Source organism: Halobellus sp., assembly GCF_042218505.1.
GTDB lineage: Archaea > Halobacteriota > Halobacteria > Halobacteriales > Haloferacaceae > Haloquadratum.
This window is the reverse complement of the sequence record NZ_JBDGQZ010000056.1, coordinates 19,853-43,661: the sequence shown is the minus strand read 5'-3', so window position 1 is coordinate 43,661 and position 23,809 is coordinate 19,853. Positions and strand designations below refer to the sequence as shown.

Below are 23,809 nucleotides of genomic sequence, written 5' to 3'. Positions count from 1 at the left end.
TGTACGGGTCCCGCACTCTCGGTGGCGCCGTCGCGGCCGATCTCGACGGCGGCGGGCGGGTGGAACTCCTCGTGCCAGCGACCGACCGTCGCCGACTCCTGGCCGTGGCTCGCACGCCCGACGGAGCGCGGATTCGATGGGAATGGGACGTGGAAGCCTCGCTGACCAGCAACCTCACCGGCGTGGGCCTCGACGGTGGCGGTCTCGCGGTGGGTGCGGCCACGGCCACCGGCGTCTTCGTCTGGTCAGCGTGACGCGGTCCCGCTGAGAGCAGCGTAACGAGACCGGGTCTCGCGGGTCGCGTGGTGCCATCGACGCCTTCGTGCCGGTGGGGTCCGGCGGGAGCGTCCATTCCCCGACTTCCGAAGCGAGAGAGGCGACTCCTGAGGTGAATGTACCCGGCCGCCGCCACAAGCCCAAGGCCCTCGATGCCGTATCCAGTGATATGCCGACTGTCGAGTACAACGGGAAACGGATCGACTGCGACTCGGGCGAACGACTACGAGACGTGTTGCTGGCGGCCGACCTGTCGGTGCACAACGGGCCCAAGGCCGTTTCGTGTCACGGGCACGGGAGTTGTGGCACCTGCGCGGTAGAAATCGAAGGCGACGCCGGCGAACTATCGCGTCGGGAGCGACTGCGACTATCGATTCCACCCCACGACCCTGAGTCGGGACTGCGGCTATCGTGTCAGGTGCGAGTTACCGACGACCTCGTCGTGGAGAAGTACGAGGGGTTCTGGGGCGAACAGATAGAATCAGGGAACTCCTGACGATGACGTCGTCGCCGCCGATGCCGCCGGACGTTCGGGCCGTGCTCACGCAACTCCTCGACGCCGCAGCGACCCACGTCGCCGAAGGGGAACCCGAGCGCGCCGACGAACTACTGGACACCGTCGAGTCGGTCACGGAGAACAAGGTCCCCACCGATGCCGAGCGGGAGCGACTGCTCGGCGGATGCGAGACGGTCCGAACCACACTCCAAGTGGACAACGAGACGGCCGAGGGGTACCTTCGGGCGATGCGACGCCGAGTCGACGGCGAGTGATCGGTCGACTTACTGGGGGTATGGCTCGTCCAGCGACCGGGCCCGTTGGAGTTCTAACTGGACTTCGCCCCAGGCGACGGGTGGATCCGCCGCCTCGATCACGTCTCGAAACGACGCGATACGGTCGTCGTATCGCGCACGCCACGCTGAGTCGGCATTGCTTTCGAGCCGCTCGCGGACCGCTCCTGTCCGTGACTCGATATCCGTGAGACGCTGTTCGATCCCGGTCCCATACGCATCACCGACGCCGTTGCCGGTCCGAATCGAGGGGACCTCCGGCCGGTGTTCGAGCGGCGGGACGCGGTCCGGCAGTCGACCGATGCCATCGAACGAAGCCTCTTCGAGACTGCCGGCGCAGACTATCGCGTCGCTCGGGCGGTCGCGGCGATCCGTCGGACCGCAGACTGCGCGGCGTCGATCGCGGAAGTCGGAGTCCGACGCGCCGTTCGTGAGGGCGTCAGTGGCGACGATCCGGCCGTCGCTATCGGCCCAGATAGCGATGCGGAGTCACACGTCACGAATGGTGCCGAGGAGTGAACAGGCCCTGTCGTGCCAATCACGATAGAGCGCTCGTCGCAGCGCTCGTCCCTGCGAGTACACCGGCGGACGTCTGCTGTTGGATCTGAACAATCACGAGTTGTCGTCAGTCCAGTCCCGAATCGGTTCGCGCACCTCGCTGTTAGACCTACTCGACGCCATTCACGTCGGGCGGTGCCCCCTGTCGAGAGCGTGCGAGGCTGAAGCCCGAGCGGAGACCGAGTCATTCAGAAGTCTGCAGATACAGTTACAACCGATGGCCGAAGACGATCCCGACACGGAATCCAGCACTGGACAACTCTTCACGCTCACGCGGGTTAAACTTCTGCTGATAGTGATTCTGCTCGTCGGGATCGCAGGTTCGGGGATCGTCCGTCGGTATCTTGGCGAACTCGGCTACACCGTGCTGGGCGAACTCGTGTTCGTCCTCGGATACGGCGGGATGGTCTTCACCCTCTGGTACGGCTGGCTCAGACCGATGGACATCTCGGGCCCGGACTGACGAACGCCGGGTCGTAACGAAAGCCGCCGGTACCCCACCATTGACTCCGCCACCGGGCGACCGATGCGTGTGTCGAGACGCCGTCGATACACGCTCGTCGGACTCGGAGCGGTCGCGTACGCCTCGCTGACGTTCGTCTGGTTCTCGCTTCCGGCGTGGCTCGATGTCATCGTCGCCGACTTCGGCTCGACGAGCACGCAAGCCGGGGTGCTCACAGCCGCGATTCCGCTCACATACGTTCCGGTCTCGCTCTTTTCGGGGGTCGTAACGGACTACATCGGCCCGTACCAGGCGATCGGCGTGGGAGTCGTACTGTTCGGTGGCGCACAGAGCGGGCGGGCGACCGCGGAGGCGTTCCCCGTGCTGCTCGCACTCACGGTGGTCGTCGGCGTCGGCGGGACGGCCATCACGTTCGGACTGCCGAAATTCGTCTCCGAACTGTTTCCCCCGGAACAGTCGGGGACGCCCTCGTCGATGTACGTCGTCGGGTCGCTGGCGGGGACGGCCGCCGCGTTCAGCATCGGACGCGCCGTGCTCGGCGGGTGGCGACCGCTATTTCGGTACACCGGCGTCGCGGTGCTCGCGTATGCGGTCCTCTGGGGAGTGATCGTCCGGCGCGCGCCGCTCGATGCGATCGGGCACAGCGCTGGCGCGGGACCGACCGACGGGCGTCCCGCGCTCTCGATGGCTGCGCTCAAGCAGGACCTCAGTCGGGTCTTCTCGGACCGGCCGATGCGACTCCTCGTCGTCGTTGGCGGCGTCTACTTGCTCGTCACTCACGGACTGCAGAACTGGCTGGCGACCGTCCTCCAGTCGCGAGGGGTCGGCGCGGCGCTCGCGGCTTCGCTCGTGAGCGGGTTCGTGGTCGCCCAAGCCGTCGGGACGCTCGTCGTTCCCGCGGCTTCGGACCGACTCGGCCGACGGGGGTCGGTTCTCGCCGGGTGTGCAGGGCTCTGTTCGCTCGAGACCGCCACGCTGCTGTTCGCGCCGGTTCCGCTCGCGATTCCCATCGGTGGCGCGCTCGCCGTCGGGTTTGGCGTCGGCGGGCTGTCACCGCTGGTCCGGATGGTCCCGCCGGAGATCGAGGGGATCGGTCCCGAACTCACGGGAACGGCCGTCGGACTCGTCTTCGCCGTCGGCGAGATCGGCGGCTTCCTCGGGCCGTTTCTCGTCGGCGCCCTGTACGACTTGACGGGGACCTACGCCGCCGGTCTGGCAGTCATCTGCTTAGGGTGTCTCAGCGCTGTGGTCGCTGGACGGCGACTCCCGGTCTGAACCTCGGATGGCGATGCCGGTACGGCGGGCACTGATGTGTGCTGCGGAGAACGGAACTTTAATACTCGATTCGCGCAGAACTCCCGAGTAACGATGCTTCCCCTACAGCTCGTCGACAGCTTTCTGCTCAATTACAATGTGGGGCAGGCGCTGCTGCTCGTCTTCGCGTTCGCGACGGTGGGCGTTCTCCCCCTGCGATCGCAGAAACTCGTCGCGCTCAACGCGATCGTGTTCGGACTCGTCTTCGCGCTGACGCCGCAGTCGCTGGTGCCGGTCCATTATCTCTTCCTCGGTATCGGACTGCTCGTCGTCGGTCCGCTCTTGTACGCCACCGCAAACGACTGATCGCGTGACGTGGCGGAGACAGCCGTCGCACCCTCCCTTTGGAACGCGACGTTTAACCGCTGGCATCGACAATTTGAATTATGACGCGATCGCAGCCCCCGGGCGGCGGCGAGACGCTCGATCTGCCCTGTGACGAGGCGAAGCGCGTCCGCACGCTCGATCTGGGAATGCGCGAGTTCGAGTGCGGGTGTGGGGAGCGTCACGCCGTCGTAATGGACGTTCACCCCGCAGAGCGGTTTCTGCCCGACTTTCTGGTGTCGGTGCTTCGAGAGGCCGTCGAGACGACGAGCGAAGAGATGCCCGAGTTCGGAACCGCACACCTGATGGGGATCGTCATCGAGGAGTTCCCGGAGCAGGTCGTCTCCGCGGACGTCTCCGACGACGGCGACGTCGGCGCGGGGATCGTCTGGGTGACCGACTTCGACTCACGACGGCTTCACGAGGTCGTGATCGAACTCGTGGTCGAGTTGATGGAACACGCTGTCAGCCACGCCGAAAACGAGTCCGCAGTTTCGGAGTTCGAGCGACAGATGCTCGATTTCGACGTGAGTGAGTTCGTCGCGGAGTACCGCGCCGAGCGCGACCTCGACGGCGACGACGTCTACGCGCGGTGAGAACACTCGCAGTGTTCGACCCCGAGCGCGCACTCGGGAGCCGTCGGAAAGCGTGCCGTCGGCCCGTTCGAGTATCGAGTCGTCTGACCGTCGTCTCACACGTCTGACGAGAGTATCGACCGACCGCTCCTGGGTGCGTCAGACGCACGTCACACTGAAGCATAAACCATTACAGGCCCTGTGTGTGGATATGAGTACCACTCGGCCGTCCGGGTTCGAGGACATCCGCGACATCCTCGCAGCCGCCGACGAGCCGCTGACTGCGAACCAGATTCTGAGTCGGTTGCGCGAGCGCGACGTGGACGCGTTCGATTCCTCATATCACGTTGCGACGGTCCTCGGACAGGCCGCAGACCGCGGGGAACCGATCGACGTCATCGAGAGGAGTCCGTACCGCTACCGACTCGACGAATAAGGTCTCGGGCGCGTCGCTCTCACCGGACCGGGAGCCGGGGTCTCGTTTAGCTTGCGGTCGTTCTATCGTGGTCTCTCGGTTGTAGCGTCGGTACTTTCTCGCCTGCGGTGACTCGGACGATCGGATCCCTGCGTCGTCCCGTGACCGCCGACCGGCGCTGTCGGCGTCGAATTCCGTATCGCTCTTTACCCTGCCGGGCAAGACGAAGGTACCTGCATCGACCGCTGAGGGGTTCCTACGTCGTCGTTACGAATTTCGAAATACAACTTCGCATCTCGTAGCGTTTCGCCGGGCTTATTACGATGTGCGGACTCACTCGGAGTGATGACTGACGAGGACACCTCGAGTGGAGCAGCGTCCGACGATCGGACGATCCTGCTCATCGGTAGCGGACCCATCCAGATCGGACAGGCGGCCGAGTTCGACTACTCCGGCGCGCAGGCCTGCCGCGCGCTTCAGGAGGAGGGGGCCCGAGTCGTCCTCGTCAACTCGAACCCGGCGACGATTATGACCGACCCGGAGATGGCCGATCGGGTCTACATCGAGCCGATCACGCCGGAAGCCATCGCGGAGATTATCCGCGAAGAGGAGCCCGACGGCGTGATCGCTGGCCTCGGCGGACAGACGGGACTGAACGTCACCGCAGAACTCGCCGAACAGGGGATTCTCGAAGAACACGACGTCGAGATTATGGGGACGCCGCTCGACACTATCTACGCCACCGAGGACCGCGACCTCTTCCGCCAGCGGATGGAGAACATCGGCCAGCCCGTCCCCGCGTCGACCACCATCTCGCTCGACGGCGACGAGAAGGTCCAGAGCCTCACCGAAGACGATCTCCGTGACCGCGTCGACGACGCCGTCGGGTCGGTCGGCGGCCTCCCGGTAATCGCCCGGACGACCTACACCCTCGGCGGGTCGGGGTCGGGGGTCGTCCACGAGAAACAGGAACTGTACGAGCGGGTCCGCAAGGGCCTCCGCCTCTCGCGCAACAACGAAGTGCTCATCACCGAGTCCATCTCGGGCTGGGTCGAACTCGAGTACGAGGTGATGCGGGACGCCGACAACTCCTGTATCATCATCTGTAATATGGAGAACATCGACCCGATGGGCATCCACACCGGGGAGTCGATCGTCGTGACGCCCTCGCAGGTCATCCCCGACGAGGGCCATCAAGAAATGCGCGATGCGGCCCTCGAAGTGATCCGCGACCTCGGGATTCAGGGCGGCTGTAACATCCAGTTCGCCTGGCGCGACGACGGAACGCCCGGCGGCGAGTACCGCGTCGTCGAAGTGAACCCCCGCGTCTCTCGGTCCTCGGCGCTGGCGTCGAAAGCGACCGGGTATCCGATCGCCCGCGTGACCGCGAAAGTCGCACTCGGCAAGCGCCTCCACGAGATCGAGAACGAAATCACCGGCGAGACGACCGCCGCCTTCGAGCCCGCAATCGACTACATCGTCACCAAGATTCCGCGGTGGCCCAAAGACAAGTTCGACGACGTGGACTTCACGCTCTCGACGGCGATGAAATCCACAGGTGAAGCGATGGCTATCGGGCGGACGTTCGAGGAATCAATGCTGAAGGCGATCCGCTCGACGGAGTACGAGCCCGCGACCGACGTCGAGACGGTCTCCGACGCGGTCCTCGAAACGGAACTGCTCGAGCGGCCGACGCCGGACCGGACGTTCGCCATCTTCGAGGCGTTCGACCGCGGCTACTCCGTTGCGGAGGTCCGGGAACTGACCGGGATCAAAGCGTGGTATCTCGAACGGTACCAGCGGGTCTCGAAAGCGATGGACGCCGCACGGGAAGGCGACTTCACGACCGCCGCGACTGCGGGGGTCACGAACGCGGAAATCGCCTCCGCCACCGGCGCGACCGTGAACGAGGTCGAGACGGACGTCCCCGGTCGCACGTACAAGCAGGTCGACACCTGTGCCGGGGAGTTCGCAGCGCAGACGCCGTACTACTACTCCTCACGCAAGCCGGAGTTCTACAGCGGCCCCTACGAGGGTGACGCCGCCGCGGGCGAACTCCGCGTCGACCGCGACGTCGAGAGCGTCGTGGTCGTCGGCGGCGGCCCGATCCGGATCGGCCAGGGTGTCGAGTTCGACTACTGTTCGGTTCACGCCGTACAGGCCCTGCGTGATATGGGAATCGACGCGCACGTCGTGAACAACAACCCCGAGACGGTCTCGACCGACTACGACACCTCCGACGGGCTGTTCTTCGAGCCGATCACCGCCGAGGAGGTCGCCGACGTGATCGAAGCGGCCGACGCCGACGGCGTGATGGTCCAGTTCGGCGGACAGACCTCGGTCAACATCGGCCACCCGCTGAAATCCGAAATCGACCGTCGGGGCCTCGACTGCGAGATCCTTGGCACGAGCGTCGACGCGATGGACCTCGCGGAGGACCGCGACCGCTTCAACCGCCTGATGGACGACCTCGGCATTCTCCAGCCCGAGGGCGGCTCCGCGACGAGCGAGGCAGAGGCGCTCGAACTGGCCAACGACATCGGCTATCCGGTCCTCGTCCGTCCCTCCTACGTGCTGGGCGGCCGCGCGATGGACGTCGTTCACTCCGACACGGCACTCAAAGAGTACATCGAGGAGGCCGTTCGGGTCTCCCCCGACAAGCCGATCCTCATCGACCAGTTCCTTGCGGATGCCATCGAACTCGACGTCGACGCCGTCTCCGACGGCGAACGCGCGATCATCGGCGGCGTGATGGAGCACGTCGAGAGCGCCGGCGTGCACTCGGGCGACTCGGCGTGTATGATCCCGCCGCGCTCGCTCACCGAGGACACGATGGCTCGCGTCCGCGAGGTCACCGAAGACATCGCGACCGCGCTCGACACCGTCGGACTCCTGAACGTCCAACTCGCCGTGAAGCACGACGAGGTGTACGTCCTCGAGGCCAATCCCCGCTCTTCGCGGACAGTTCCGTTCGTCTCGAAGGCGACGGACGTTCCGATCGCGAAACTCGCAGCGAAGGTGATGGCCGGCGAGACGCTCGAGGACCTCGACGTCGACGAGAAGATCCCCGAAGACGTGAGCGTCAAGGAGGTCGTCCTGCCGTTCGACCGCCTGCCGGGATCGGACCCGCGCCTCGGCCCCGAGATGAAGTCCACGGGCGAGGTGATGGGCACGGCATCCACGCTCGGGAAGGCCTACGACAAGGCCCAGGATTCGACCGGCAAGCCGATCCCCGAGTCGGGGACCGCGTGGATCGACCTCTCGGCCGAGGAGTTCCCCGAGCCCGATACCGAGGACGCGCGGGCACTCCGCGAGGGGTACGCGGCGCACTTCGACCTTGTCGAGTTCGACAGCGACGAGGAACTCGGCTCAGCGCTTCGTGAGGGCGGGATCGACCTCGTTGTCTCGCGCGACCGCGACCCGCTCGAAGTCTGCGTCGAAGAGAAGATAACCTACTTCTCGACGACGGCTTCGGCGTTCGCCGCGCTCGAAGCGCTCGACACGAAGGACGAACCGATCGACGTCGAGGCAGTCTCCGACCGGCCACGTCGCGTCGAGTCCTGGGGCGCGCGCAGCGACGACTGACTCCTCCCGGAAACGGGAGCGATAGCCGCGTCCTGGTTTTTTCGCCCCTGTGGAGTCCATCCCGACGAAGGTTTATTTACGAATCCGCGGCCAGAACCCGCGTGATCTGACGAGAGTCCCGCGTCGGGCAGCGGTCGTTCGGCACGTCGACGCGTGGGAACCACGACGGCGCTCGGGGGGCGTCGTCGCCAGCGGTGTGCCGACTGTTCACCACATAACTGGACCCTGTCGCGACGGATCGGCTGCCGGAATCGTCCGTGTTGAGACGTCGGGGCAGACGGTGCTCACCGAACCTGCTGGCTCGGGAACGCGTGTCATTCAAGTTCGACCGGCCCGTACGCTACCTCGATGAAAATCCGCCAGAACCTCCGCCACTTCGCGGCGAAGAAAGCGCTGACGATGCCGGTCGTCGGCGACATCGCAACCGACAAACTCGTCGATCTCCACGTGCGCGTTTTCGGCGAGAAGGCCGACCCGGCACACCGCGAGGAGCGCGAACCCCATATGGCGGCGTTCTTCGATTGCACCTTCGACACCTACGTTCGAGCGCTCGAGGAGGATTTCACCGAGGCCGAGGCCCGCGAGATCACCCACATTCAGGCCAACTTCGACTTCTACAACCACGGCTGGACGGAGATGATGGAGTTTCCGGCCGACGAACTGGAGGAGCATTACGAGCGCTACGAGGCGTTCTTCGAGCGCTACGAAATCGACATCGCGAACCCCCTCGGCGACTTCCGCACCCAGGAGATTCCCGCCGCCGACTCGACGCCCGAGCGGCTCAACGAACCCAAGCACCCACACGCAGTCGGCGGCTTCGCCGACGACGTCTACGTCGAAGACGACGACGGCGAGATCCACGTCGGCGGGCAAGAAGCGCCCGACGACGTCGACGTCGAGGTCGCCCCGGGGATGCAGAACGTCGACAACGAGACTGACGAGTTCGAGGCCTGAGGGCCCGGGCAGTGCCTGTGGTCACGAATTCACGTCGTTCCGAACTCGAATCCGCCGTCCGACGCCGCCTCGGGCTCGGTTTCGTTCTGCTGGTCACGCGTCTCCACAGCATCGCGTCCGGCGAGTTCGTCGAGTTGGTTGTCGATCCGATCCGCGACCTCGTAGCCGGCGACGACGCCGCCGTTGAGTGATCGCTCGGGGTACTGCGCCGCAGAGGCCATCCCGGCGTAGTAGACGCCCTCACCGACCTCCTCCGCGAGGTGATACGGGATCACGAGATCGAGGTAGCCGCGCTCGTAGATCGGAGCCGCACGAGGATTGCGAGCGATTCGGAACTGCGACACCGCCTCGCGGTTGAAGTCGGGAAACATCGACTCGATCTCCGCGAGCCACGTCTCCCGGACCTCGTCGTCGTCCATCTGCCACAGTTCCTCCTCGCTGTCCTGGACGTATGCAGCGACGTACAGCAGGTGATCGCCACCGTAGCGCTCGCGCTCGACGAAGTTCGTGTGCTCGATGAGCGCGCCGAAGGGTGCGTCGTGCGCGACGTTCAGCCAGTAGGTGTCGAGGAGTGACTCCTCCATCGTGACCAGTCCGCAGACGGCACCCTGGAAGTCGATATCGCAGGTGTACCCCGTCAGGGATTCGAGGACGTTCGGCATCGTCGCGACCACTGCGGCGTCCACGTCGTGGGTTTCGGTGGCCGCGTCGGCGGTGGGCATGCGGCCGCCGTCTCCGGTGGCCGCAGTCAGCGACTGCACTCGCCCGTTTTCGACCGTGAGGTCGGTGACCGGCGCGGTCGTCGTGATGTGCTCCCGGCCGACAGCGTCGACGAGCGCGTCCAGCAGACTCCCGAAGCCGCCGTCGAAGTAGCCCAAGATCTCCCCGCGCAGGAGGTCGCGCTCGCCGCGGAAGCGGACGCGACCGAGGAACCACGCGGCCGAAATGTCGTCTTTGCGGTCGCCGTACTTCCCATCCAAGAGCGGGTCCACGAAGTTCTCGTAGACGCTCTCGGTGGTGTGTTCCTCGACGAACTCCCGGACCGTATCGTGTTCGTACTCCGAGAGGTCGTCGTAGGCGTCGACGTCGGGAACGAGTCCGCGGACGTCGATTCCCTGGGTGAGCATCCCGAGTCGGAACTTGTCGTAGAGGCTCATATGCGGGTATGCGAGGATTTCCCAGGGCGTGTCCAGCGGGTGGACCACGCCGTCGACGTAGTAACCGTTGGTCCCGACGCGCCACTCGATCCGGTCGCCCAACCCAAGTTCCTCGGCGAGTTCGACGATGGTCTCTTCGGATTTGGAGAGATGATGGTAGAACTGCTCGATGTTGTCGCCGGCCGTCTCGTACGTCGCCGCTAGGCCGCCGATCTGATCTGTTGCCTCGAACACCTGGACATCGTGGCCTTGCCGCTGCAGTCGAAGGGCGGCCGCGAGTCCAGCGATCCCGCCGCCGACGACGCCGATCATACACCCACTATCGCGGCGTCCGGAAAGTGTGTTCCGCTCCACGACGGCCGCACAGTCGCCTGAGACGGCTGCCGCCCACTGATCGTTCGCTACCTTTTTATCGGGCGTTGGGCAATCTGACGCGTATGCAGACGGTCAGGGCCCCCGCGACGAGCGCGAATCTCGGCAGCGGGTTCGACGTGTTCGGCGTGGCTCTGGACCGTCCCGCCGACGTCGTCCGTGTCGAGAAAGCCGACCGGACGACAATCGAAATGACCGGCGTCGGCAGCCAGTACATCCCCGAGGACCCCGAGCAGAACGTCGTCGGCGCGGTCGCGGAGGCCCTCGACGCTCCGGCACGCATCCAGATCGATAAGGGGGTCCGACCCTCTTCCGGGCTCGGGTCGTCAGCGGCGAGTTCCGCCGCGGCGGCTGTCGCGCTGAACGCACTCTACGAGCGCGGCCGATCCCGACGCGAACTGGTCTCCGTCGCTGCGGAGGGAGAGGCGGTCGTTTCGGGCGAAGCGCACGCCGACAACGTCGCGCCGGCGCTGCTCGGTGGCTTCACCGTCGCCCATAACGGCGCGGTCACGACCGTCGATGCGTCGATCCCGCTGGTCGCGTGCCTTCCGGAAATCGCCGTTTCGACGCGCGACGCCAGGGCTGTGGTCCCCGAGTCGGCGTCGATGGGCGACATCGTCCATACCGTGGGGTCGGCCGCGACGCTCTCAGTCGGGATGTGTCGTGACGATCCCGAACTCGTCGGACGTGGAATGGACGAGCGGGTCGTCACGCCGGCGCGAGCGGACCTCATCACCGGCTACGACACCGTCCGGGAAGCCGCGCTCGACGCCGGTGCGACGGGTGTCACCGTCTCCGGGGCGGGGCCGGCGGTGATCGCGGCCTGTCGAGGGTCCACCCGGCGGCACGTCGCCGCCGCGATGGTCGACGCCTTCGCCGGCGTCGACGTGGAGTCGCGGGCGTACCAGACGCGCGTCAGCGAGGGCGCGACGCTGTACTGATCGGGCGTGAAATCAGGAAACTGCGCTGATTTTGATTCGGCCGTCGATGCGGAGAAGTCGGACGGAAAGCGTGCAGAACGGAAACCGATCAGACGCCGCGGCCCTGGAGTTTCTCCTCTTCGGGCATCGAGGCGTTGGCCTCGCCTTTCATCCCCTTGCCGAGGTTCGAGGCGATATCGGCGAGCGTGTCGGGGTCGTCCCAGTTATTGACGGCTTCGACGATGGCTCGGCCCATCTCCGGCGGGTTCTCCGCGCCGAAGATGCCCGATCCCACAAAGATACCGTCGCAACCGTGGTGCATCATCAGCGCCGCGTCGGCGGGCGTCGCGATACCGCCGGCAGCGAAGTTGACAACCGGAAGCCGACCCATCTCGGCGGTTTCGTGGACCAGATCGGCGGGCGCTTCGTGCTCGCGAGCCCACTTCTCGCGCTCCTCGTGGGTCTTGCCGACGAGTTCACGGATCGAACTCTTGATGTTGCGCTGGTGGTGAACGGCCTGGTTCACGTCGCCAGTGCCGGCCTCACCCTTGGTGCGGATCATCGCCGCGCCCTCGTCGATCCGGCGGAGTGCTTCCTGGAGGTTGCGCGCGCCGCAGACGAACGGAGCAGTGAAGTCCCGCTTGTCGATGTGGTAGCGATCGTCGGCGGGCGTCAGCACCTCGCTCTCGTCGATCATATCCACGCCGACCGACTGGAGCATTTCGGCCTCCTTCGTGTGGCCGATCCGGGATTTCCCCATCGCTGGGATCGACACCGATTCGACGATGTTCTTCACCTCAGCGGGATCCGGCATCCGCGCGACGCCGCCACGTTTGCGGATGTCTGCGGGCACGGCTTCCAGTGCCATCACCGCAACTGCTCCGGCCTCTTCGGCGATCTTCGCCTGTTCAGCGTCGACGACGTCCATAATGACGCCGCCCTTCTGCATCTGCGCGAACCCGCGTTTGACGAGTTCAGTCCCACGGCGGAGTTCGGACAGATCGGTCTCCTCAGCCATACAGTTTTGTTGGGGTCGAACGTACTTAAACGAATCACTCACGCCTGCGTCAGCGGGCACGCGACAGACCGATTCGGCCGCGTTCGGGTTCCGGAACCGGCACGGCTTTTTCGCCGCGCACCGAGCAGATGGTAATGGCATCGTCTCCCGCGCCGTCCTCGCGGTTGGAGCGACTCGTCTCGGACGTCGGCCTCCCCGCCGGGGACGCCCTCCCGCGCTGGCTCGCACCACTCCCACGGTGGCTCGAGAACGTCGGCCTCCGCATCGCCTGGGTTGTCGTCGCGATTAACCTCCTCGGCACGGCGTTCGGGTTCTGGTACTACGGATTCCATCCGCTGCCGCTTTCGGACCCGCTTATCACGTGGCAGTTCGCCGCCGAGCCTGTCTCGATGTGGTTGTTCGTCCCCGACAGCCCGATGGCGACGCTGTTCATCGCGCTGGCGTTTGCGAGTTGGAAACTCGGTCGGACCAACGAATACCTCGCGGCTCTGGCGTTCTTCGGCTGCTGGAAACTCGGGTTGTGGACGCCGTACGTCCTGGCTGTCTTCGCGGGGCCGTTTCTCGAGACGACCTGGCTCCCGCTCTACGTCTTCCTCTTCGTGAGCCACCTCGCGATGGTGCTTGAGGCGTTCGTCCTCCACCGGATCGCCGACTTCCCGGTCCGCGCAGTCGGGTTCGCGCTCGCGTGGTACGGCCTCAACGACGTCGTCGACTACTTCGTCCCGATCATCGGCGACCCCCACCACACGGCGCTCCCAGTGGCCGATAGCGCCGTCGTCGGCGGATCGACCGCCCTCCAACTCGCAGCGGCTGGTGCGGTCGTGCTCACCTTCCTCGCGACGTTCGCCGCCCTGGCGACGCGAGCGAAGAAACTCGAAGCGCGGCTCGAGGGCAAATCGTAGTCGCCCCCGCGACACTGCAGGGGCGGTGCAGTTCCTCGATGTTGCCACGGTGCTCTCAGTCCGCTGGCGACGGCGCAACTGCCGCAGCCCATCGACGTCGACGCGTCGCTTTTTATTCCGGCCCGACGTACGTCGATGAAATGAGTGATCTCTTCGATGCCGTCGCCGACCTCCCGCTCACAATCGAGGCGACCGATCGGACGCGTCGCGACCGCGAGACGTCGAGCGGGTTCGTCCGGGCGACCACCACGTTCCATCTTTCGGGGCCGGACGGGGACGGGACATCTCCCACCGGCCGCGGCGAGGACGTCACATACGACACCGAGGATCACGACGCGCTGGCGGATGCGCCGCCCTTCGACCTCGCCGGCGAGTACACGGTCGCGTCGTTCTCGGCCCATCTCGACGACCTGGAACTGTTCCCGACGAAGGCACCCGAGCGGGAGACCGGATACCCCTACCGGCGCTGGGCGCTCGAATCGGCGGCGCTGGACCTGGCGCTGCGTCAGAACGGGCTCTCACTGGGTGAGGCGGTCGACCGCGACTCACAGCCGCTCCGCTTCGTCGTCTCGATGCGACTGGGCGATCTGCCGACTACCGACAGACTCGACGCCATTCGCGACGCGTACCCGAACAGCGAGTGCAAACTCGACCCGACCCCCGAGTGGACCGAGGCGATAATCGAGGAGGTCGCAGCAACTGGCGCGGTCCGGATTCTGGACCTGAAGGGGCTCTACGAAGATACGGAGGTCGACACCGAGCCGCACCCGGCGCTCTACGAGCGATTGCTCGATACCTTCCCCGAGGCCGTGTTCGAGGACCCGGCGTTCACCGACGAGACGCGCCCGCTCTTCGATGGTGCGGAACATCGGGTCTCGTGGGACTATCCCATCACCGGTGTCGGGTCCGTCGAGGCCCTGCCGTTCGAGCCGAACTGGCTGAATATCAAACCGTCGCGGTTCGGCACCATCGAATCGCTGTTCGAGACGATTGAGTGGGCCGAAGCGCGCGGCGTACAGTTGTACGGCGGCGGTCAGTTCGAGTTGGGCGTGGGTCGCGATCAGATCCAGTTGCTCGCGTCGCTGTTCTACCCGGACGGTCCGAACGACGTCGCACCCGGCGGCTACAACGACCCCGACGTGCAGGCGGGGCTCCCGACAAATCCGCTCGACGCGCCTTCGCACTCGGTCGGGCTATCCTGGGACTGAGTGGCCCCGACACCGAAGCGCTGCGCCGAGGGCTCGACTACGGCGACCAGTCACGCTCGCCGGCGCGGACGGCGGTCTCCAGCCAGTTTTCTTCGGGCGGCAGCGGACAGGAGAACGTCTCGTTGAACGCACAGAAGGGCGTGTACGCGAGATTGAAATCGATGGTGACCGTCTCACCGTCGGCGAGATCGCCTTCGGGATGGAGTTCGACGTATCGACCCCCGCGGTAGGTCTCCTGCCCGGTCGTCTTGTCACGGAACGGGACGAGGATCGGCTCCTCGTCGTCGTCGGGTCGCTGTTTGTACCCGTAGAGTTCGTGGGAGTCGCCGTCGATTTCGAAGGCGAACGTCACGACGCGGACGTAGCGGACCTCGTTGCCAGCGGTGGTCTCCATCGCCACGGGTTCCGGATTATCGTGGACTGTCGCGGTGGTCTCGACTCGAAGGTCTGGGGCCGGAGCGAAGTAGTCGAGCCCCTCGAAGTCGTCGCGGTGTTCCGGCGGAATCGGGGACTGCGGGTGCGAGCCGAAGAACTCGTCTTTTTCCGCGCGGTTCGCCTGGAGCCTTTCGACGTACTCGCCGTCGTGTGGAGCGTCGACGGCACCACCGTCGCTGGCGTCGGATTCGTCGGTCATACGTGAGCAAGAACCGCCGCGCCGTAACCCTTGACGGTTCGAAGGGGGTTCGGGACGGTGGCGCTTGTCAGGAAGTGGCGCTATGGGGCCGAAAGAGGGCGACGGTTCGGCGGTCGGTTGGAGGGCAACGATTCACCAGTCGGTGGAAGGGCGGCCTCAGGCGCGATCAGCGTCGGAGTGGTAGTCGTGACCGAGGACGAGCGCGGCGACGTTCGCGAGTAACAGTCCGCCGAACGCGGTGGGTTCACCGCCGGTGAGCCCCCCGATCAGAAGCGGGAGGTACAGGAACGGGAGGGCGATTGCGGCCCAGAAGGCGACGAACCTGAGCGGGGCCACGAGCGTTTCGCTGGGGCGGACGGCCGCCGAGCGCGAACTGACGGCGTCGCGGACGCGACTGAGGCGTTCTGAACCGAACGGGGGGAGAGCGGTTGACATTGTGGGAGACCTCACTTGTTATACACTCAGCAAGGGGCATATAACCGCGCGAGCGTTACGATGTATTCAGTTCGATTCACCGGCCAGTCCGACGCGTTCTTGACGTTTCACAAGCGCGTTAGATCCGCGTAGAACGTTTATGCTGGTCGTTGATCTTTTTTCGCTGCTGTGGAGGAACAGCACCGGCCAAGCGCGGATGTGCCGGCACTCCCACCGTCCGCAGTCGCGATGACACGTCACACAGATCCGTGGACAATCGGCGAACCCACTCCAGCGGCTTTTTGTGCTCCCGTGATAAGTCCGGGATATCTATGACAGACGACGACGTCCCGACGGCGCGGTCGGTCGACAGCAACCTCTTCATTACGGTGTCCGGACCGCCGGGTTGCGGGGCGACGACGCTCTGTGAGGGGCTGTCGGCGGCGCTAGACTGCGGTTACGTCTCCGGCGGCGACATCTTCCGACAACTCGCAGAGGACCGCGGTCTCTCGCTGTCGCAACTCATCGCGAAGACCGACGAGACGGACGAGATCGACCGCGCGCTCGACCGTCGACTCCGGACCATCGCCGAGAAGTGGGGGGCGTCGAGTAAGCCGTTCATCCTCGAATCCCGGCTCGCCGGGTGGCTCGCCGGCAACCGCGCCGACCTCCGGATCTGGCTTGACGCCCCCGCGGAGGTCCGCGTCGATCGCACTCGCAGTCGTGAGGAGATGGAAGCGGAGATGCGCGTCCGTGAAGTCAGCGAAGCCGGCCGCTATGAGTCATACTACGACATCGACATCACCGACCAGTCGTTCTACGACCTCACGGTCAACACGGCTCGGTGGACACCCGAGGCCACCCTCGAAATAATTCTCACCGCTATCGAGGAGTACGACGCCGAGGTTGATGAGGGCGCGTTCCGCACCGACGACGTCGAACTGTAATTGGACTCACCCTCCCGTCGCTTCCTGCTGTTCTCGTCACTTTCGGCGGTGCCGCTCGCTTCGGGTCACTGGCGCGCTCTGCGGTAGCGCACCGTCAGAAAAGATCCGGGGGCTGCGGTCGCTCAGGATCGCGAGATCAGTTGACGGAGTCGAGGGAGCTCCGCCCGGATGGCGCGGCGCTTCAACAGCAGGAAGCCGACGAAGATGATCACGAAGCCGACGACGGTGTTGATCGTCGGCACCTCCGCGAGAAACGCCCAGCCAGCGAGCGCCGCAGCGATCGGGGCGACGTACGAGACGAGGTTGATCTCGATCGGTCCGAGTCGGTCGAGGAGGTTGAAATAGATCAGGAATCCGAGCGCGCTCGCGACGAGCGAGAGGTACGACAGCGCCGCGAGCGACTCGACGGACCAGACGACGTCGGCGACGGACTCGCCGAGCCCAAGACTGATGCCGTGCATAATGAGCGCGCCGAAGACCATCGACCACGCCTCCATCGTCTCGATCGGGAGTTCGGCCTCGATGCGTCGGGTGAGCACCGACCCGAGCGCGAAGGCCGACGCGGCCCCGAAGACGAGCAGTTTCGCGGCCGCACCGCCAGCGAGGAGATTGTTCGGGTCGGGATTCGAGAGTACGACGACGCCGACGAGGCCGAGAAGCAACCCGGCGATTCCGAGCACCGTGAGGCGTTCGTCGGGCAGAAACAGTCGGGCGAACCCTGTCGTCAGCACGGGGCTGAGACTGACGATGACGGCCGCGGCTGCAGAGGTGACAGCGGGGTCCGTCTCGCCGATGAACAGCAGCGTGTGATAGCCGGCGATGATGAGCGTGGCCCCGACGGCGACGAGCGCCCATTGGCCGCGATCCTTCGGGATCGGGCGGTCGGTGACATAAAAGGCGTATGCGAGCATCAGCACGCCGGCGACGTCGTAGCGAAGCGCCGCGAAGAGGACCGGCGGAATGTACTCGAGACCCGCCTTGATGGCCATAAACGCCGAGCCCCAGGCGGCAGCGAGAAGAACGAATAACAGAACGTTTCGATAGCGTGTCACAGCGAAACTGAGACGGGGTCATTCCTCAACGTTTCGCTCTCACAACGTTTTTTCACCCGAGAGAGTGATGCTCCGCCTATGACTGACAGTTGCCGGGAGCCGACCGATGAAGAACTTGAGGCGGTCGAGGCCGCGGTCAACGACTATTACACCTACGGTAGCCCCTGGTCGATCGACCAGTACGACGTCGTCGTCATCGACGGGTACGAGACGGACGACGACACCTACACCGGGCGTCTGGCGGTCGTCGTGGACGGGGGCGCCAACGCGTCGACGTACGGCTTCACCGAGAGCGGGGAGGCCGTCCTCGTCAGCGACGCACTCAACGAGAGGCAGGGAATCGGCGCGATGTAAGTCTGGGTGCGCGCTGCGTCCGAATGGCGCGCAGCGTGGCAGATTATTCGGCGTCTTTATCTCGTTCGTCACGGATCGTCCGGAGAACGTCCTGACGGGCGACGATGCCGACGACCGTGCCGTCGTCGACCACTGGGAGGCGGTTAATGTCGCGTTCGTCGGCGGCGAGCAGGTCGAGAATCTCGTCGAGCGAGGTGTCCGGCGCGACCGAGACGACGTCCGCGGTCATCACCTCGCGAACCGGTTTATCGGCGTTCTTGAGGAGATCGACGCCCAGGTCGAGGTCGTCCCAGGAGACGTCGATGGCGTAGGTGAGCGTCTCGATAAACGGCGGAAACCCGACCGGGATCCACAGCGTCCGATCCTGGGTCTCGAAGAGGCCGACGAGGTCGTGCTGGGTCACGATCCCCACCAGCGTCCCTGCGTCGTCGACCACTGGGAAGCCGTTGAACTCAACCGTGGCCAATCGCCCGAGGACCTCGCTGACGTCGTTGTCAGGGGAGACGGTTTCGACGTCCTCAGTCATCAGATCGCTCGCCAGCAGGCTCAGGGTTGCGGTCATATCCGGGCAGTTTGTCGTCCGCCCGTCTAATAATTCCGGAACCACAGGGGAACATCGACCCAGTCGCGGCGGCCCAAACCTGAGATATCTTTAACAATCAGCGGACGATACTGGTTGTATGGCCGCTCACGGCCGGTCGACGCTGCGTGACTTGTTCGACGACTCCCCGACGCCACACATCGCACATCCGCCGCGAACACACCATCGACACTTCTACGTCGCCACCGACGGTTCGTATCGTCGCAACGACGACGGCGGCGGCCTCGGCGTCGTGATCGAAGCGCACGACGGCACCCGCGTCGCGCGACTCTCGGTGCCGGACGCCGCGCCGAACAACAACGTCGCCGAGTATCGCGCGCTCCATCTCGGACTCGACGTACTGGCCGCCCGGACGCCGGACGACGCCCGGATCGGCGTGCTGGTCGATCACGATAACCTCGCGGCGGCGGTCAACGGCGAGGTACTCGCGGGCGCTGGCGACGGCGCCGAGTGGCGACCGACCGGCGGCGAGCGGATCCCACCCGGCAGCGAGTCCCACTGGCGGGGCATCTGTGCACGGATCGCGGGCTTCGACGAACTCCGAGCAGCGCGGCTCGACGGCCGTGAAAACCCGGCGCACCCGCTCGCGAACGCGCCGGGCAAGTACGCGCACGTGAACCGACGGGCCGACCGCTGTATCGTCCCCGAACCGCTCGGGGCCGGCGGCGAACCCCGGGAGACTGCCGGCGGCGACGCGAACGCCGAACCGCAGTATCCGCCGCCGTCGCGCTTCGAGGGGCGCGCAAGCGACTGAACGGTTCCCGCGAGGGATCACAGTCCGGCGCTCGGGCCACGCCATCCACTTACGGGTGTCTCGGTTCGGTGAGCGAAGCGAGAACGAGTCGGTGCCGACAGCACACTACCGGAACGGCACAATCCTGTCGGGGTGCGAGCGGGTGTTGCGACCCTGGGGGAAAGCTCCATAGCCGCCCGCCTGAATGGTGGCGTATGGATAGTGACGGAAAGACAGACCGGTCTCCGAGTTCCGAGGCGGGTGACGGACAGACGGGTCCGCGATCGAGACCGACCGGCACGTGCTGGCTGATCGAAGCCGCCTCCAGCAACTACTGGAGAACAGCATTCGAACCGCCGTCGAACACGGTAGGGATCACGTCACGGTAACGGTGGGCGATTTCGACGGGGGTTGGACGTTGAAGACGACGGGCCGGGCGTGGCGCCGAGCAATCGCACGGGGACCTTCGAGGCGGGCGTTTCGACGACGCGCGCCGAAACGGGACTGGGACTGAACATCGTCGAGCAGGTCGCGGATGCGCACGGCTGGCGGATCCGTTGCACGGACGGAGAAGCCGGCGGCGCGCGGTTCGATCAGCAGTGTCGAGTTCGTCTCCGGTTGAACACCAGCGAACGTGGTCTGTTACTCCTGTGCGTCGACGACAGCGACCCCTGCGAGGTTGACGATATCTTTCACTTCGTCGCCGCGCTGGAGCACGTGGACCGGCTTGTCCATCCCGACGAGCATCGGCCCGATGGCCTCCGCGCCGCCGAGCCGTTGCAGCAATTTGTACCCGATGTTCCCCGCTTCGAGGTTCGGGAAAACGAGCACGTTCGCGGGTTCGTCAAGATCGGAGAATTCGTAGGTGCCTTCGAGAATATCTTCGACGACCGCGGTGTCAGCCTGCATCTCCCCGTCAACCGGGAAGTCCACGTCTGGGTCGGCGTGGAGTGATTCGACGGCGTCGCGGCTCTTTCTGGTCTTCTCGTTGTCGACGCTGCCGAAGTTCGAGTACGAGAGCATCGCGGCGCGCGGTTCGACGTTGAATCGCCGGGCGAGTTCGCCGGTGTGTTTCGTGATCTCCGCCAGCACGTCGGCGTCGGGATCGAGGTTGACCGTCGTGTCAGCGGCGAAGATGACGCGGTTCTTGAACGTGAGCATATAGACGCCGGCCGCGTAGTTCGCATCAGGCGCAGTCCCGATGATCGACAGCGGCGGGCGGAGCGCCGAGGGGTAGTGGTGAGTCAGCCCCGTCAGCATCGCGTCGGCGTCGCCCTGTTCGACCATCACGCTGGCCAGGTAGTTGCTGTCGCCACGGATCAGTTCGTGCGCCTCGCGCTTGGTGATACCCTCGCGCTGGCGGAGATCGTAGAGGCGGTCGGCGTAGTGGTCCCAGTCGCCCTTCCAGGGGTCAGCGATCTCCGGTTCGAACTCCAGGCCGAGATCCGTGGCCGTCTGTACGATCTCGTCGGTTTCACCGACCAGAACGGGGTGAGCGATGCCCTGCTCTCGCATCTGGTACGCCGCGCGGATCATCTTCTCGTCGGCACCTTCCGCGAGCGCGACTCGCTTGGGATCGGACTTCGCCTTGTTGAGGACGACGCGCATCATCTCGCGGGACTTACCGAGGCGGGCCTCGAGACGCTCCTCGTAGGCTTCGAGATCGACGTCGGTCCGGGCACAGTCAGACTCCATCGCCGCCGCCGCCACTGCGGGCGCGACCTCGAAGAGAACGCGTGGATCGAGCGGTTTCGGAATGACGTAGTCCGGACCGAACTGCAGCGGTTGGTCGCCGTAGGCCTTCACGACCGCGTCGGGAACGTCCTGGCGTGCGAGGTCGGCAAGCGCCTCCGCCGCGGCGCGTTTCATCTCCTCGTTGATCTCGGTCGCGCGCACGTCGAGCGCACCGCGGAAAATGAAGGGGAACCCGAGCACGTTGTTGACCTGATTGGGGTAGTCCGAGCGGCCAGTGGCCATAATGACCGTGTCGTCGCGGGCCGCCTTCGCCGCCTCGTAGTCGATCTCGGGATCGGGATTCGCCATCGCGAACACGATCGGGTTCTCGGCCATCGACGCGACCATCGCCTGCGAGACGATCCCGCCGACGGAGAGGCCGACGAACACGTCTGCACCCACCATTGCCTCTTCGAGGGTGTCGTCGTCCGTGGTGGACGCGAACTCCGCTTTGAACTCGTTGAGTCCCGTCCGGTCGGTCCCGATGACCCCCGAGGAGTCACACATCACGATGTTCCCGTGTCGGACGCCGAGTGACGTGTAGAACCGCGCCGTCGCAATGGCAGACGCGCCCGCGCCGGAGAAGACAATCCGGAGATCCTCGAGATCCTTGCCGACGACGTCGGCGGCGTTCAGTAGCGCCGCGCCCGAGATTATCGCCGTCCCGTGCTGGTCGTCGTGAAAGATCGGGATATCGACCTCCTCGCGGAGGCGCGATTCCACCTCGAAGCACTCGGGGGCCTTGATATCTTCGAGGTTGATGCCGCCGAAGGTCGGTTCCATCGCCCGGACGGTGTCGACGATCCGCTCCGGGTCCTCGAGGTCCAGTTCCACGTCGAAGACGTCGATGTCGGCGAATCGCTTGAACAGGACGCCTTTGCCCTCCATCACCGGCTTGGAGGCCTGCGCGCCGATGTCACCCAGGCCGAGGACGGCGCTGCCGTTCGAGACGACGCCGACGAGGTTCCCCTTCGCGGTGTACTCGTAGGAGCGACGTGCGTCCGCGTCGATGTCACGACACGGGGCGGCGACGCCCGGCGAGTACGCCAGGGAGAGATCCCGCTGGGTGTTCGTCGGCTTCGTTGTCGAAATCTCGATCTTGCCGGGAGGATCCTCGCGGTGATACTCCCGCGCGTCGTCGTCGAGTCCCATAGCGGCGGCGAGGATACCGGCACAAAAAAAGATACCTGTCGAATGCCGGTTCGACAGACAACGAATTACAACTCGGGGCCGAGTCGTGTTTTTGTCCTCCTCAGGCGCTGCCGACCGGTTTGACCGCGTGGCGTTCGATCGCGAAGTCGCTGCCCTCGATCGCGGATTCGACGCGGCGCGTCGGCCAGCGGTCGCTCCCTGTCAGTATCTCGACGTTGTCCTCAGTGACGAGTACGGTATCCTCGGACTTCGTCCCCCGGACGCTCGGGTTGTAGGCGTATGCGAGCGGGGCCTCGATCGGTTCGTCGCTCTCGGGGGTCGCGAACCACTCGCGGCCCGCGTACCCGGTTGCACCGCCCTGATGATGCTTCTGCCACTCGTCGGACTCGCCGAGTGTCGCGTACGCGTCGGCGACGACGTCGAAGATGTCGCCTGCGGTCGTAATTGACGGGACGGCCTCGTCCTCCTCCCCGTTCACGGCACGGTGGGTCGCGTCGAGCGCGGTGGCTTCAACACGCATTGCGGTCTCGTGGCGATCCGTCAGCCACTCTGGCGCGTCTGCGAACGCGACCGTTCGCGTCGCGCTGGCGTAGAGTCCACCACGCTCGGCCGTCACCGAGAGGAGGGCGTACGATCCGAGTTCGGCACCGGTCGGCGTGAAATGTCGGTACTGCTGTGCGCGCTCGCCGCCGCCGACGAGGACGACGGGAGCCTCGATGCCCTGACCCGCGAGCGTGATCCGAAGCCCCGCCGCCGCCTCGCGTTCGGTGTCTCCGGGCTGGAGTTCGCGCGCGACGCGCTCAATCGCCGCCGCGACCTCGCGGCCGAGCGTCCGGTATCGGTCGACGTCCGTGGGGGAAAGCGGGCGACGTAGCGGACTCGCGTCGATCGGTGCGAATCCGGGGACGTCGAAGTCGGCGGCCCCATCGCCGTCGGTCGCGTCGGCGACGGCCGAATCGAGCGAGGACTCGTACCAGGCTGACGCGGTGAGGTCGAACGCCTCCGGAAGTTGTTCACGCACGAGTCGTTCGGCCTCGATGTTGTCGGTGACGGCGACGAACCCGTCTGTCCGGGCGTAGCCCGCGGCCGCGACGCCGACGTCGGCGTCGCGATCGACGACGTTGCTACCGCCGGTAAGCCACGCGAAGGAGTTCGGCCGGGCGAACCAGACGGCGTCGAGTTCCTCGCGGTCGAGAACGGCCGACAGTCGCTCGCGCCGGTGTTCGAGGTGTTCGTCCGTCCGATCGACCACGCGCTGAGCGTCCGAAGTTCCGTCGCCTGTCCGCGCACGGTCGTCCGGCGGCGTCTCGTCTACCATAGTCGCACATTCCGCCGGAGCCCATTGAAACGTGTCGGAA

24 protein-coding genes and 2 pseudogenes are annotated in these 23,809 nt (G+C 65.5%); 18 read left to right on the top strand and 8 right to left on the bottom strand.

Annotated features, from left to right (window positions below; translation table 11 throughout):
* From ABEI27_RS14290 to ABEI27_RS14240, 11 genes and pseudogenes are all read left to right on the top strand, one after another.
* Window positions 1-254 (top strand): annotated as a pseudogene (locus ABEI27_RS14290) (hypothetical protein); the annotation flags it as partial.
* Between the two features lie 191 nt (window positions 255-445).
* Window positions 446-772 carry a 2Fe-2S iron-sulfur cluster-binding protein gene (locus ABEI27_RS14285; protein ID WP_375800079.1) on the top strand — a complete coding sequence of 109 codons (327 nt, stop codon included), beginning with the start codon at window positions 446-448 and terminating at the stop codon, window positions 770-772.
* 2 nt (window positions 773-774) lie between these two features.
* Complete coding sequence (locus ABEI27_RS14280; RefSeq protein ID WP_375800078.1) at window positions 775-1,047, top strand: hypothetical protein; 273 nt, start codon at window positions 775-777, stop codon at window positions 1,045-1,047.
* 282 nt (window positions 1,048-1,329) lie between these two features.
* On the top strand, window positions 1,330-1,584 hold the full coding sequence (locus tag ABEI27_RS14275; protein ID WP_375800077.1) for a hypothetical protein: 255 nt from the start codon (window positions 1,330-1,332) through the stop codon (window positions 1,582-1,584).
* A gap of 256 nt (window positions 1,585-1,840) precedes the next feature.
* Complete coding sequence (locus ABEI27_RS14270) at window positions 1,841-2,086, top strand: hypothetical protein (RefSeq protein WP_375800076.1); 246 nt, start codon at window positions 1,841-1,843, stop codon at window positions 2,084-2,086.
* A gap of 63 nt (window positions 2,087-2,149) precedes the next feature.
* Complete coding sequence (locus tag ABEI27_RS14265) at window positions 2,150-3,361, top strand: CynX/NimT family MFS transporter (protein ID WP_375800075.1); 1,212 nt, start codon at window positions 2,150-2,152, stop codon at window positions 3,359-3,361.
* A 93-nt stretch (window positions 3,362-3,454) separates the two neighbouring features.
* On the top strand, window positions 3,455-3,706 hold the full coding sequence (locus tag ABEI27_RS14260; protein WP_375800074.1) for a hypothetical protein: 252 nt from the start codon (window positions 3,455-3,457) through the stop codon (window positions 3,704-3,706).
* Between the two features lie 80 nt (window positions 3,707-3,786).
* Window positions 3,787-4,320, top strand: coding sequence for a DUF5815 family protein (locus tag ABEI27_RS14255; RefSeq protein WP_375800073.1), 534 nt, complete (start codon window positions 3,787-3,789; stop codon window positions 4,318-4,320).
* 190 nt (window positions 4,321-4,510) lie between these two features.
* A complete protein-coding gene (locus ABEI27_RS14250) occupies window positions 4,511-4,735 on the top strand; it encodes a hypothetical protein (RefSeq protein ID WP_375800072.1) in 225 nt (74 codons plus the stop codon).
* A gap of 324 nt (window positions 4,736-5,059) precedes the next feature.
* Window positions 5,060-8,299 (top strand): carbamoyl-phosphate synthase large subunit, encoded by a 3,240-nt coding sequence (gene carB / locus ABEI27_RS14245; RefSeq protein WP_375800071.1) that lies wholly within the window; start codon window positions 5,060-5,062, stop codon window positions 8,297-8,299.
* Window positions 8,300-8,647: 348 nt separating this feature from the next.
* Entirely contained in the window at window positions 8,648-9,253 is a 606-nt protein-coding gene (locus ABEI27_RS14240; protein ID WP_375800070.1) for a DUF6149 family protein, read from the top strand.
* A gap of 29 nt (window positions 9,254-9,282) precedes the next feature.
* On the opposite strand, the gene ABEI27_RS14235 is transcribed toward ABEI27_RS14240, so the two are convergent.
* The gene (locus ABEI27_RS14235; protein WP_375800069.1) at window positions 9,283-10,722 is read right to left on the bottom strand and encodes an NAD(P)/FAD-dependent oxidoreductase; all 1,440 of its coding nucleotides are present in this window, start codon (window positions 10,720-10,722) and stop codon (window positions 9,283-9,285) included.
* Window positions 10,723-10,847: 125 nt separating this feature from the next.
* Between ABEI27_RS14235 and ABEI27_RS14230 the strand changes: the two genes are divergently transcribed.
* Window positions 10,848-11,723, top strand: a complete 876-nt coding sequence (locus tag ABEI27_RS14230) for a homoserine kinase (protein WP_375800068.1) — start codon at window positions 10,848-10,850, stop codon at window positions 11,721-11,723.
* A gap of 88 nt (window positions 11,724-11,811) precedes the next feature.
* On the opposite strand, the gene pdxS is transcribed toward ABEI27_RS14230, so the two are convergent.
* Window positions 11,812-12,720, bottom strand: coding sequence for a pyridoxal 5'-phosphate synthase lyase subunit PdxS (gene pdxS / locus ABEI27_RS14225; RefSeq protein ID WP_375800067.1), 909 nt, complete (start codon window positions 12,718-12,720; stop codon window positions 11,812-11,814).
* Between the two features lie 134 nt (window positions 12,721-12,854).
* On the opposite strand from pdxS, the gene ABEI27_RS14220 reads away from it, so the two are divergent.
* Complete coding sequence (locus ABEI27_RS14220) at window positions 12,855-13,622, top strand: DUF1405 domain-containing protein (protein ID WP_375800066.1); 768 nt, start codon at window positions 12,855-12,857, stop codon at window positions 13,620-13,622.
* A 140-nt stretch (window positions 13,623-13,762) separates the two neighbouring features.
* The gene (locus ABEI27_RS14215; protein ID WP_375800065.1) at window positions 13,763-14,830 is read left to right on the top strand and encodes a hypothetical protein; all 1,068 of its coding nucleotides are present in this window, start codon (window positions 13,763-13,765) and stop codon (window positions 14,828-14,830) included.
* Window positions 14,831-14,867: 37 nt separating this feature from the next.
* Here the strand turns inward: ABEI27_RS14215 and ABEI27_RS14210 are convergent, their stop codons facing one another.
* Both ABEI27_RS14210 and ABEI27_RS14205 read right to left on the bottom strand, forming a co-directional pair.
* Complete coding sequence (locus ABEI27_RS14210) at window positions 14,868-15,464, bottom strand: DUF1684 domain-containing protein (RefSeq protein ID WP_375800064.1); 597 nt, start codon at window positions 15,462-15,464, stop codon at window positions 14,868-14,870.
* A 156-nt stretch (window positions 15,465-15,620) separates the two neighbouring features.
* Window positions 15,621-15,899 carry a hypothetical protein gene (locus ABEI27_RS14205; RefSeq protein WP_375800063.1) on the bottom strand — a complete coding sequence of 93 codons (279 nt, stop codon included), beginning with the start codon at window positions 15,897-15,899 and terminating at the stop codon, window positions 15,621-15,623.
* Between the two features lie 311 nt (window positions 15,900-16,210).
* Between ABEI27_RS14205 and cmk the strand changes: the two genes are divergently transcribed.
* Window positions 16,211-16,825: a (d)CMP kinase gene (gene cmk / locus ABEI27_RS14200; RefSeq protein WP_375800062.1), complete on the top strand. Its 615-nt coding sequence runs from the start codon at window positions 16,211-16,213 to the stop codon at window positions 16,823-16,825.
* 122 nt (window positions 16,826-16,947) lie between these two features.
* Here cmk and ABEI27_RS14195 read toward each other — a convergent pair whose 3' ends face one another.
* Window positions 16,948-17,877, bottom strand: a complete 930-nt coding sequence (locus tag ABEI27_RS14195) for a DMT family transporter (RefSeq protein WP_375800061.1) — start codon at window positions 17,875-17,877, stop codon at window positions 16,948-16,950.
* Window positions 17,878-17,955: 78 nt separating this feature from the next.
* Between ABEI27_RS14195 and ABEI27_RS14190 the strand changes: the two genes are divergently transcribed.
* Window positions 17,956-18,231, top strand: coding sequence for a hypothetical protein (locus ABEI27_RS14190; RefSeq protein ID WP_375800060.1), 276 nt, complete (start codon window positions 17,956-17,958; stop codon window positions 18,229-18,231).
* Between the two features lie 43 nt (window positions 18,232-18,274).
* On the opposite strand, the gene ABEI27_RS14185 is transcribed toward ABEI27_RS14190, so the two are convergent.
* Window positions 18,275-18,793: a CBS domain-containing protein gene (locus ABEI27_RS14185; RefSeq protein ID WP_375800059.1), complete on the bottom strand. Its 519-nt coding sequence runs from the start codon at window positions 18,791-18,793 to the stop codon at window positions 18,275-18,277.
* 118 nt (window positions 18,794-18,911) lie between these two features.
* Here ABEI27_RS14185 and ABEI27_RS14180 point away from each other — a divergent pair, with 118 nt between their 5' ends.
* Window positions 18,912-19,586: a reverse transcriptase-like protein gene (locus ABEI27_RS14180; protein WP_375800058.1), complete on the top strand. Its 675-nt coding sequence runs from the start codon at window positions 18,912-18,914 to the stop codon at window positions 19,584-19,586.
* 417 nt (window positions 19,587-20,003) lie between these two features.
* Window positions 20,004-20,099 (top strand): annotated as a pseudogene (locus ABEI27_RS14175) (hypothetical protein); the annotation flags it as partial.
* Between the two features lie 108 nt (window positions 20,100-20,207).
* On the opposite strand, the gene ABEI27_RS14170 reads toward ABEI27_RS14175, so the two are convergent.
* Entirely contained in the window at window positions 20,208-22,451 is a 2,244-nt protein-coding gene (locus ABEI27_RS14170) for an NADP-dependent malic enzyme (RefSeq protein ID WP_375800057.1), read from the bottom strand.
* Window positions 22,452-22,551: 100 nt separating this feature from the next.
* Window positions 22,552-23,769: a M24 family metallopeptidase gene (locus ABEI27_RS14165; protein WP_375800056.1), complete on the bottom strand. Its 1,218-nt coding sequence runs from the start codon at window positions 23,767-23,769 to the stop codon at window positions 22,552-22,554.
* Window positions 23,770-23,809 lie beyond the last annotated feature (40 nt).

Bases quoted from the DNA above. Each gene is read 5' to 3' on its own strand.
- ABEI27_RS14185 (WP_375800059.1), bottom strand. From the start codon at position 18,793: ATGACCGCAACCCTGAGCCTGCTGGCGAGCGATCTGATGACTGAGGAC.
- ABEI27_RS14265 (WP_375800075.1), top strand. From the start codon at position 2,150: ATGCGTGTGTCGAGACGCCGTCGATACACGCTCGTCGGACTCGGAGCG.
- ABEI27_RS14235 (WP_375800069.1), bottom strand. From the start codon at position 10,722: ATGATCGGCGTCGTCGGCGGCGGGATCGCTGGACTCGCGGCCGCCCTT.
- pdxS (WP_375800067.1), bottom strand. From the start codon at position 12,720: ATGGCTGAGGAGACCGATCTGTCCGAACTCCGCCGTGGGACTGAACTC.
- ABEI27_RS14280 (WP_375800078.1), top strand. From the start codon at position 775: ATGACGTCGTCGCCGCCGATGCCGCCGGACGTTCGGGCCGTGCTCACG.
- ABEI27_RS14255 (WP_375800073.1), top strand. From the start codon at position 3,787: ATGACGCGATCGCAGCCCCCGGGCGGCGGCGAGACGCTCGATCTGCCC.
- ABEI27_RS14270 (WP_375800076.1), top strand. From the start codon at position 1,841: ATGGCCGAAGACGATCCCGACACGGAATCCAGCACTGGACAACTCTTC.
- ABEI27_RS14260 (WP_375800074.1), top strand. From the start codon at position 3,455: ATGCTTCCCCTACAGCTCGTCGACAGCTTTCTGCTCAATTACAATGTG.
- ABEI27_RS14240 (WP_375800070.1), top strand. From the start codon at position 8,648: ATGAAAATCCGCCAGAACCTCCGCCACTTCGCGGCGAAGAAAGCGCTG.
- ABEI27_RS14250 (WP_375800072.1), top strand. From the start codon at position 4,511: ATGAGTACCACTCGGCCGTCCGGGTTCGAGGACATCCGCGACATCCTC.
- ABEI27_RS14190 (WP_375800060.1), top strand. From the start codon at position 17,956: ATGACTGACAGTTGCCGGGAGCCGACCGATGAAGAACTTGAGGCGGTC.
- ABEI27_RS14165 (WP_375800056.1), bottom strand. From the start codon at position 23,769: ATGGTAGACGAGACGCCGCCGGACGACCGTGCGCGGACAGGCGACGGA.
- ABEI27_RS14220 (WP_375800066.1), top strand. From the start codon at position 12,855: ATGGCATCGTCTCCCGCGCCGTCCTCGCGGTTGGAGCGACTCGTCTCG.
- ABEI27_RS14210 (WP_375800064.1), bottom strand. From the start codon at position 15,464: ATGACCGACGAATCCGACGCCAGCGACGGTGGTGCCGTCGACGCTCCA.
- carB (WP_375800071.1), top strand. From the start codon at position 5,060: ATGACTGACGAGGACACCTCGAGTGGAGCAGCGTCCGACGATCGGACG.
- ABEI27_RS14215 (WP_375800065.1), top strand. From the start codon at position 13,763: ATGAGTGATCTCTTCGATGCCGTCGCCGACCTCCCGCTCACAATCGAG.
- ABEI27_RS14205 (WP_375800063.1), bottom strand. From the start codon at position 15,899: ATGTCAACCGCTCTCCCCCCGTTCGGTTCAGAACGCCTCAGTCGCGTC.
- ABEI27_RS14170 (WP_375800057.1), bottom strand. From the start codon at position 22,451: ATGGGACTCGACGACGACGCGCGGGAGTATCACCGCGAGGATCCTCCC.
- ABEI27_RS14180 (WP_375800058.1), top strand. From the start codon at position 18,912: ATGGCCGCTCACGGCCGGTCGACGCTGCGTGACTTGTTCGACGACTCC.
- cmk (WP_375800062.1), top strand. From the start codon at position 16,211: ATGACAGACGACGACGTCCCGACGGCGCGGTCGGTCGACAGCAACCTC.
- ABEI27_RS14230 (WP_375800068.1), top strand. From the start codon at position 10,848: ATGCAGACGGTCAGGGCCCCCGCGACGAGCGCGAATCTCGGCAGCGGG.
- ABEI27_RS14285 (WP_375800079.1), top strand. From the start codon at position 446: ATGCCGACTGTCGAGTACAACGGGAAACGGATCGACTGCGACTCGGGC.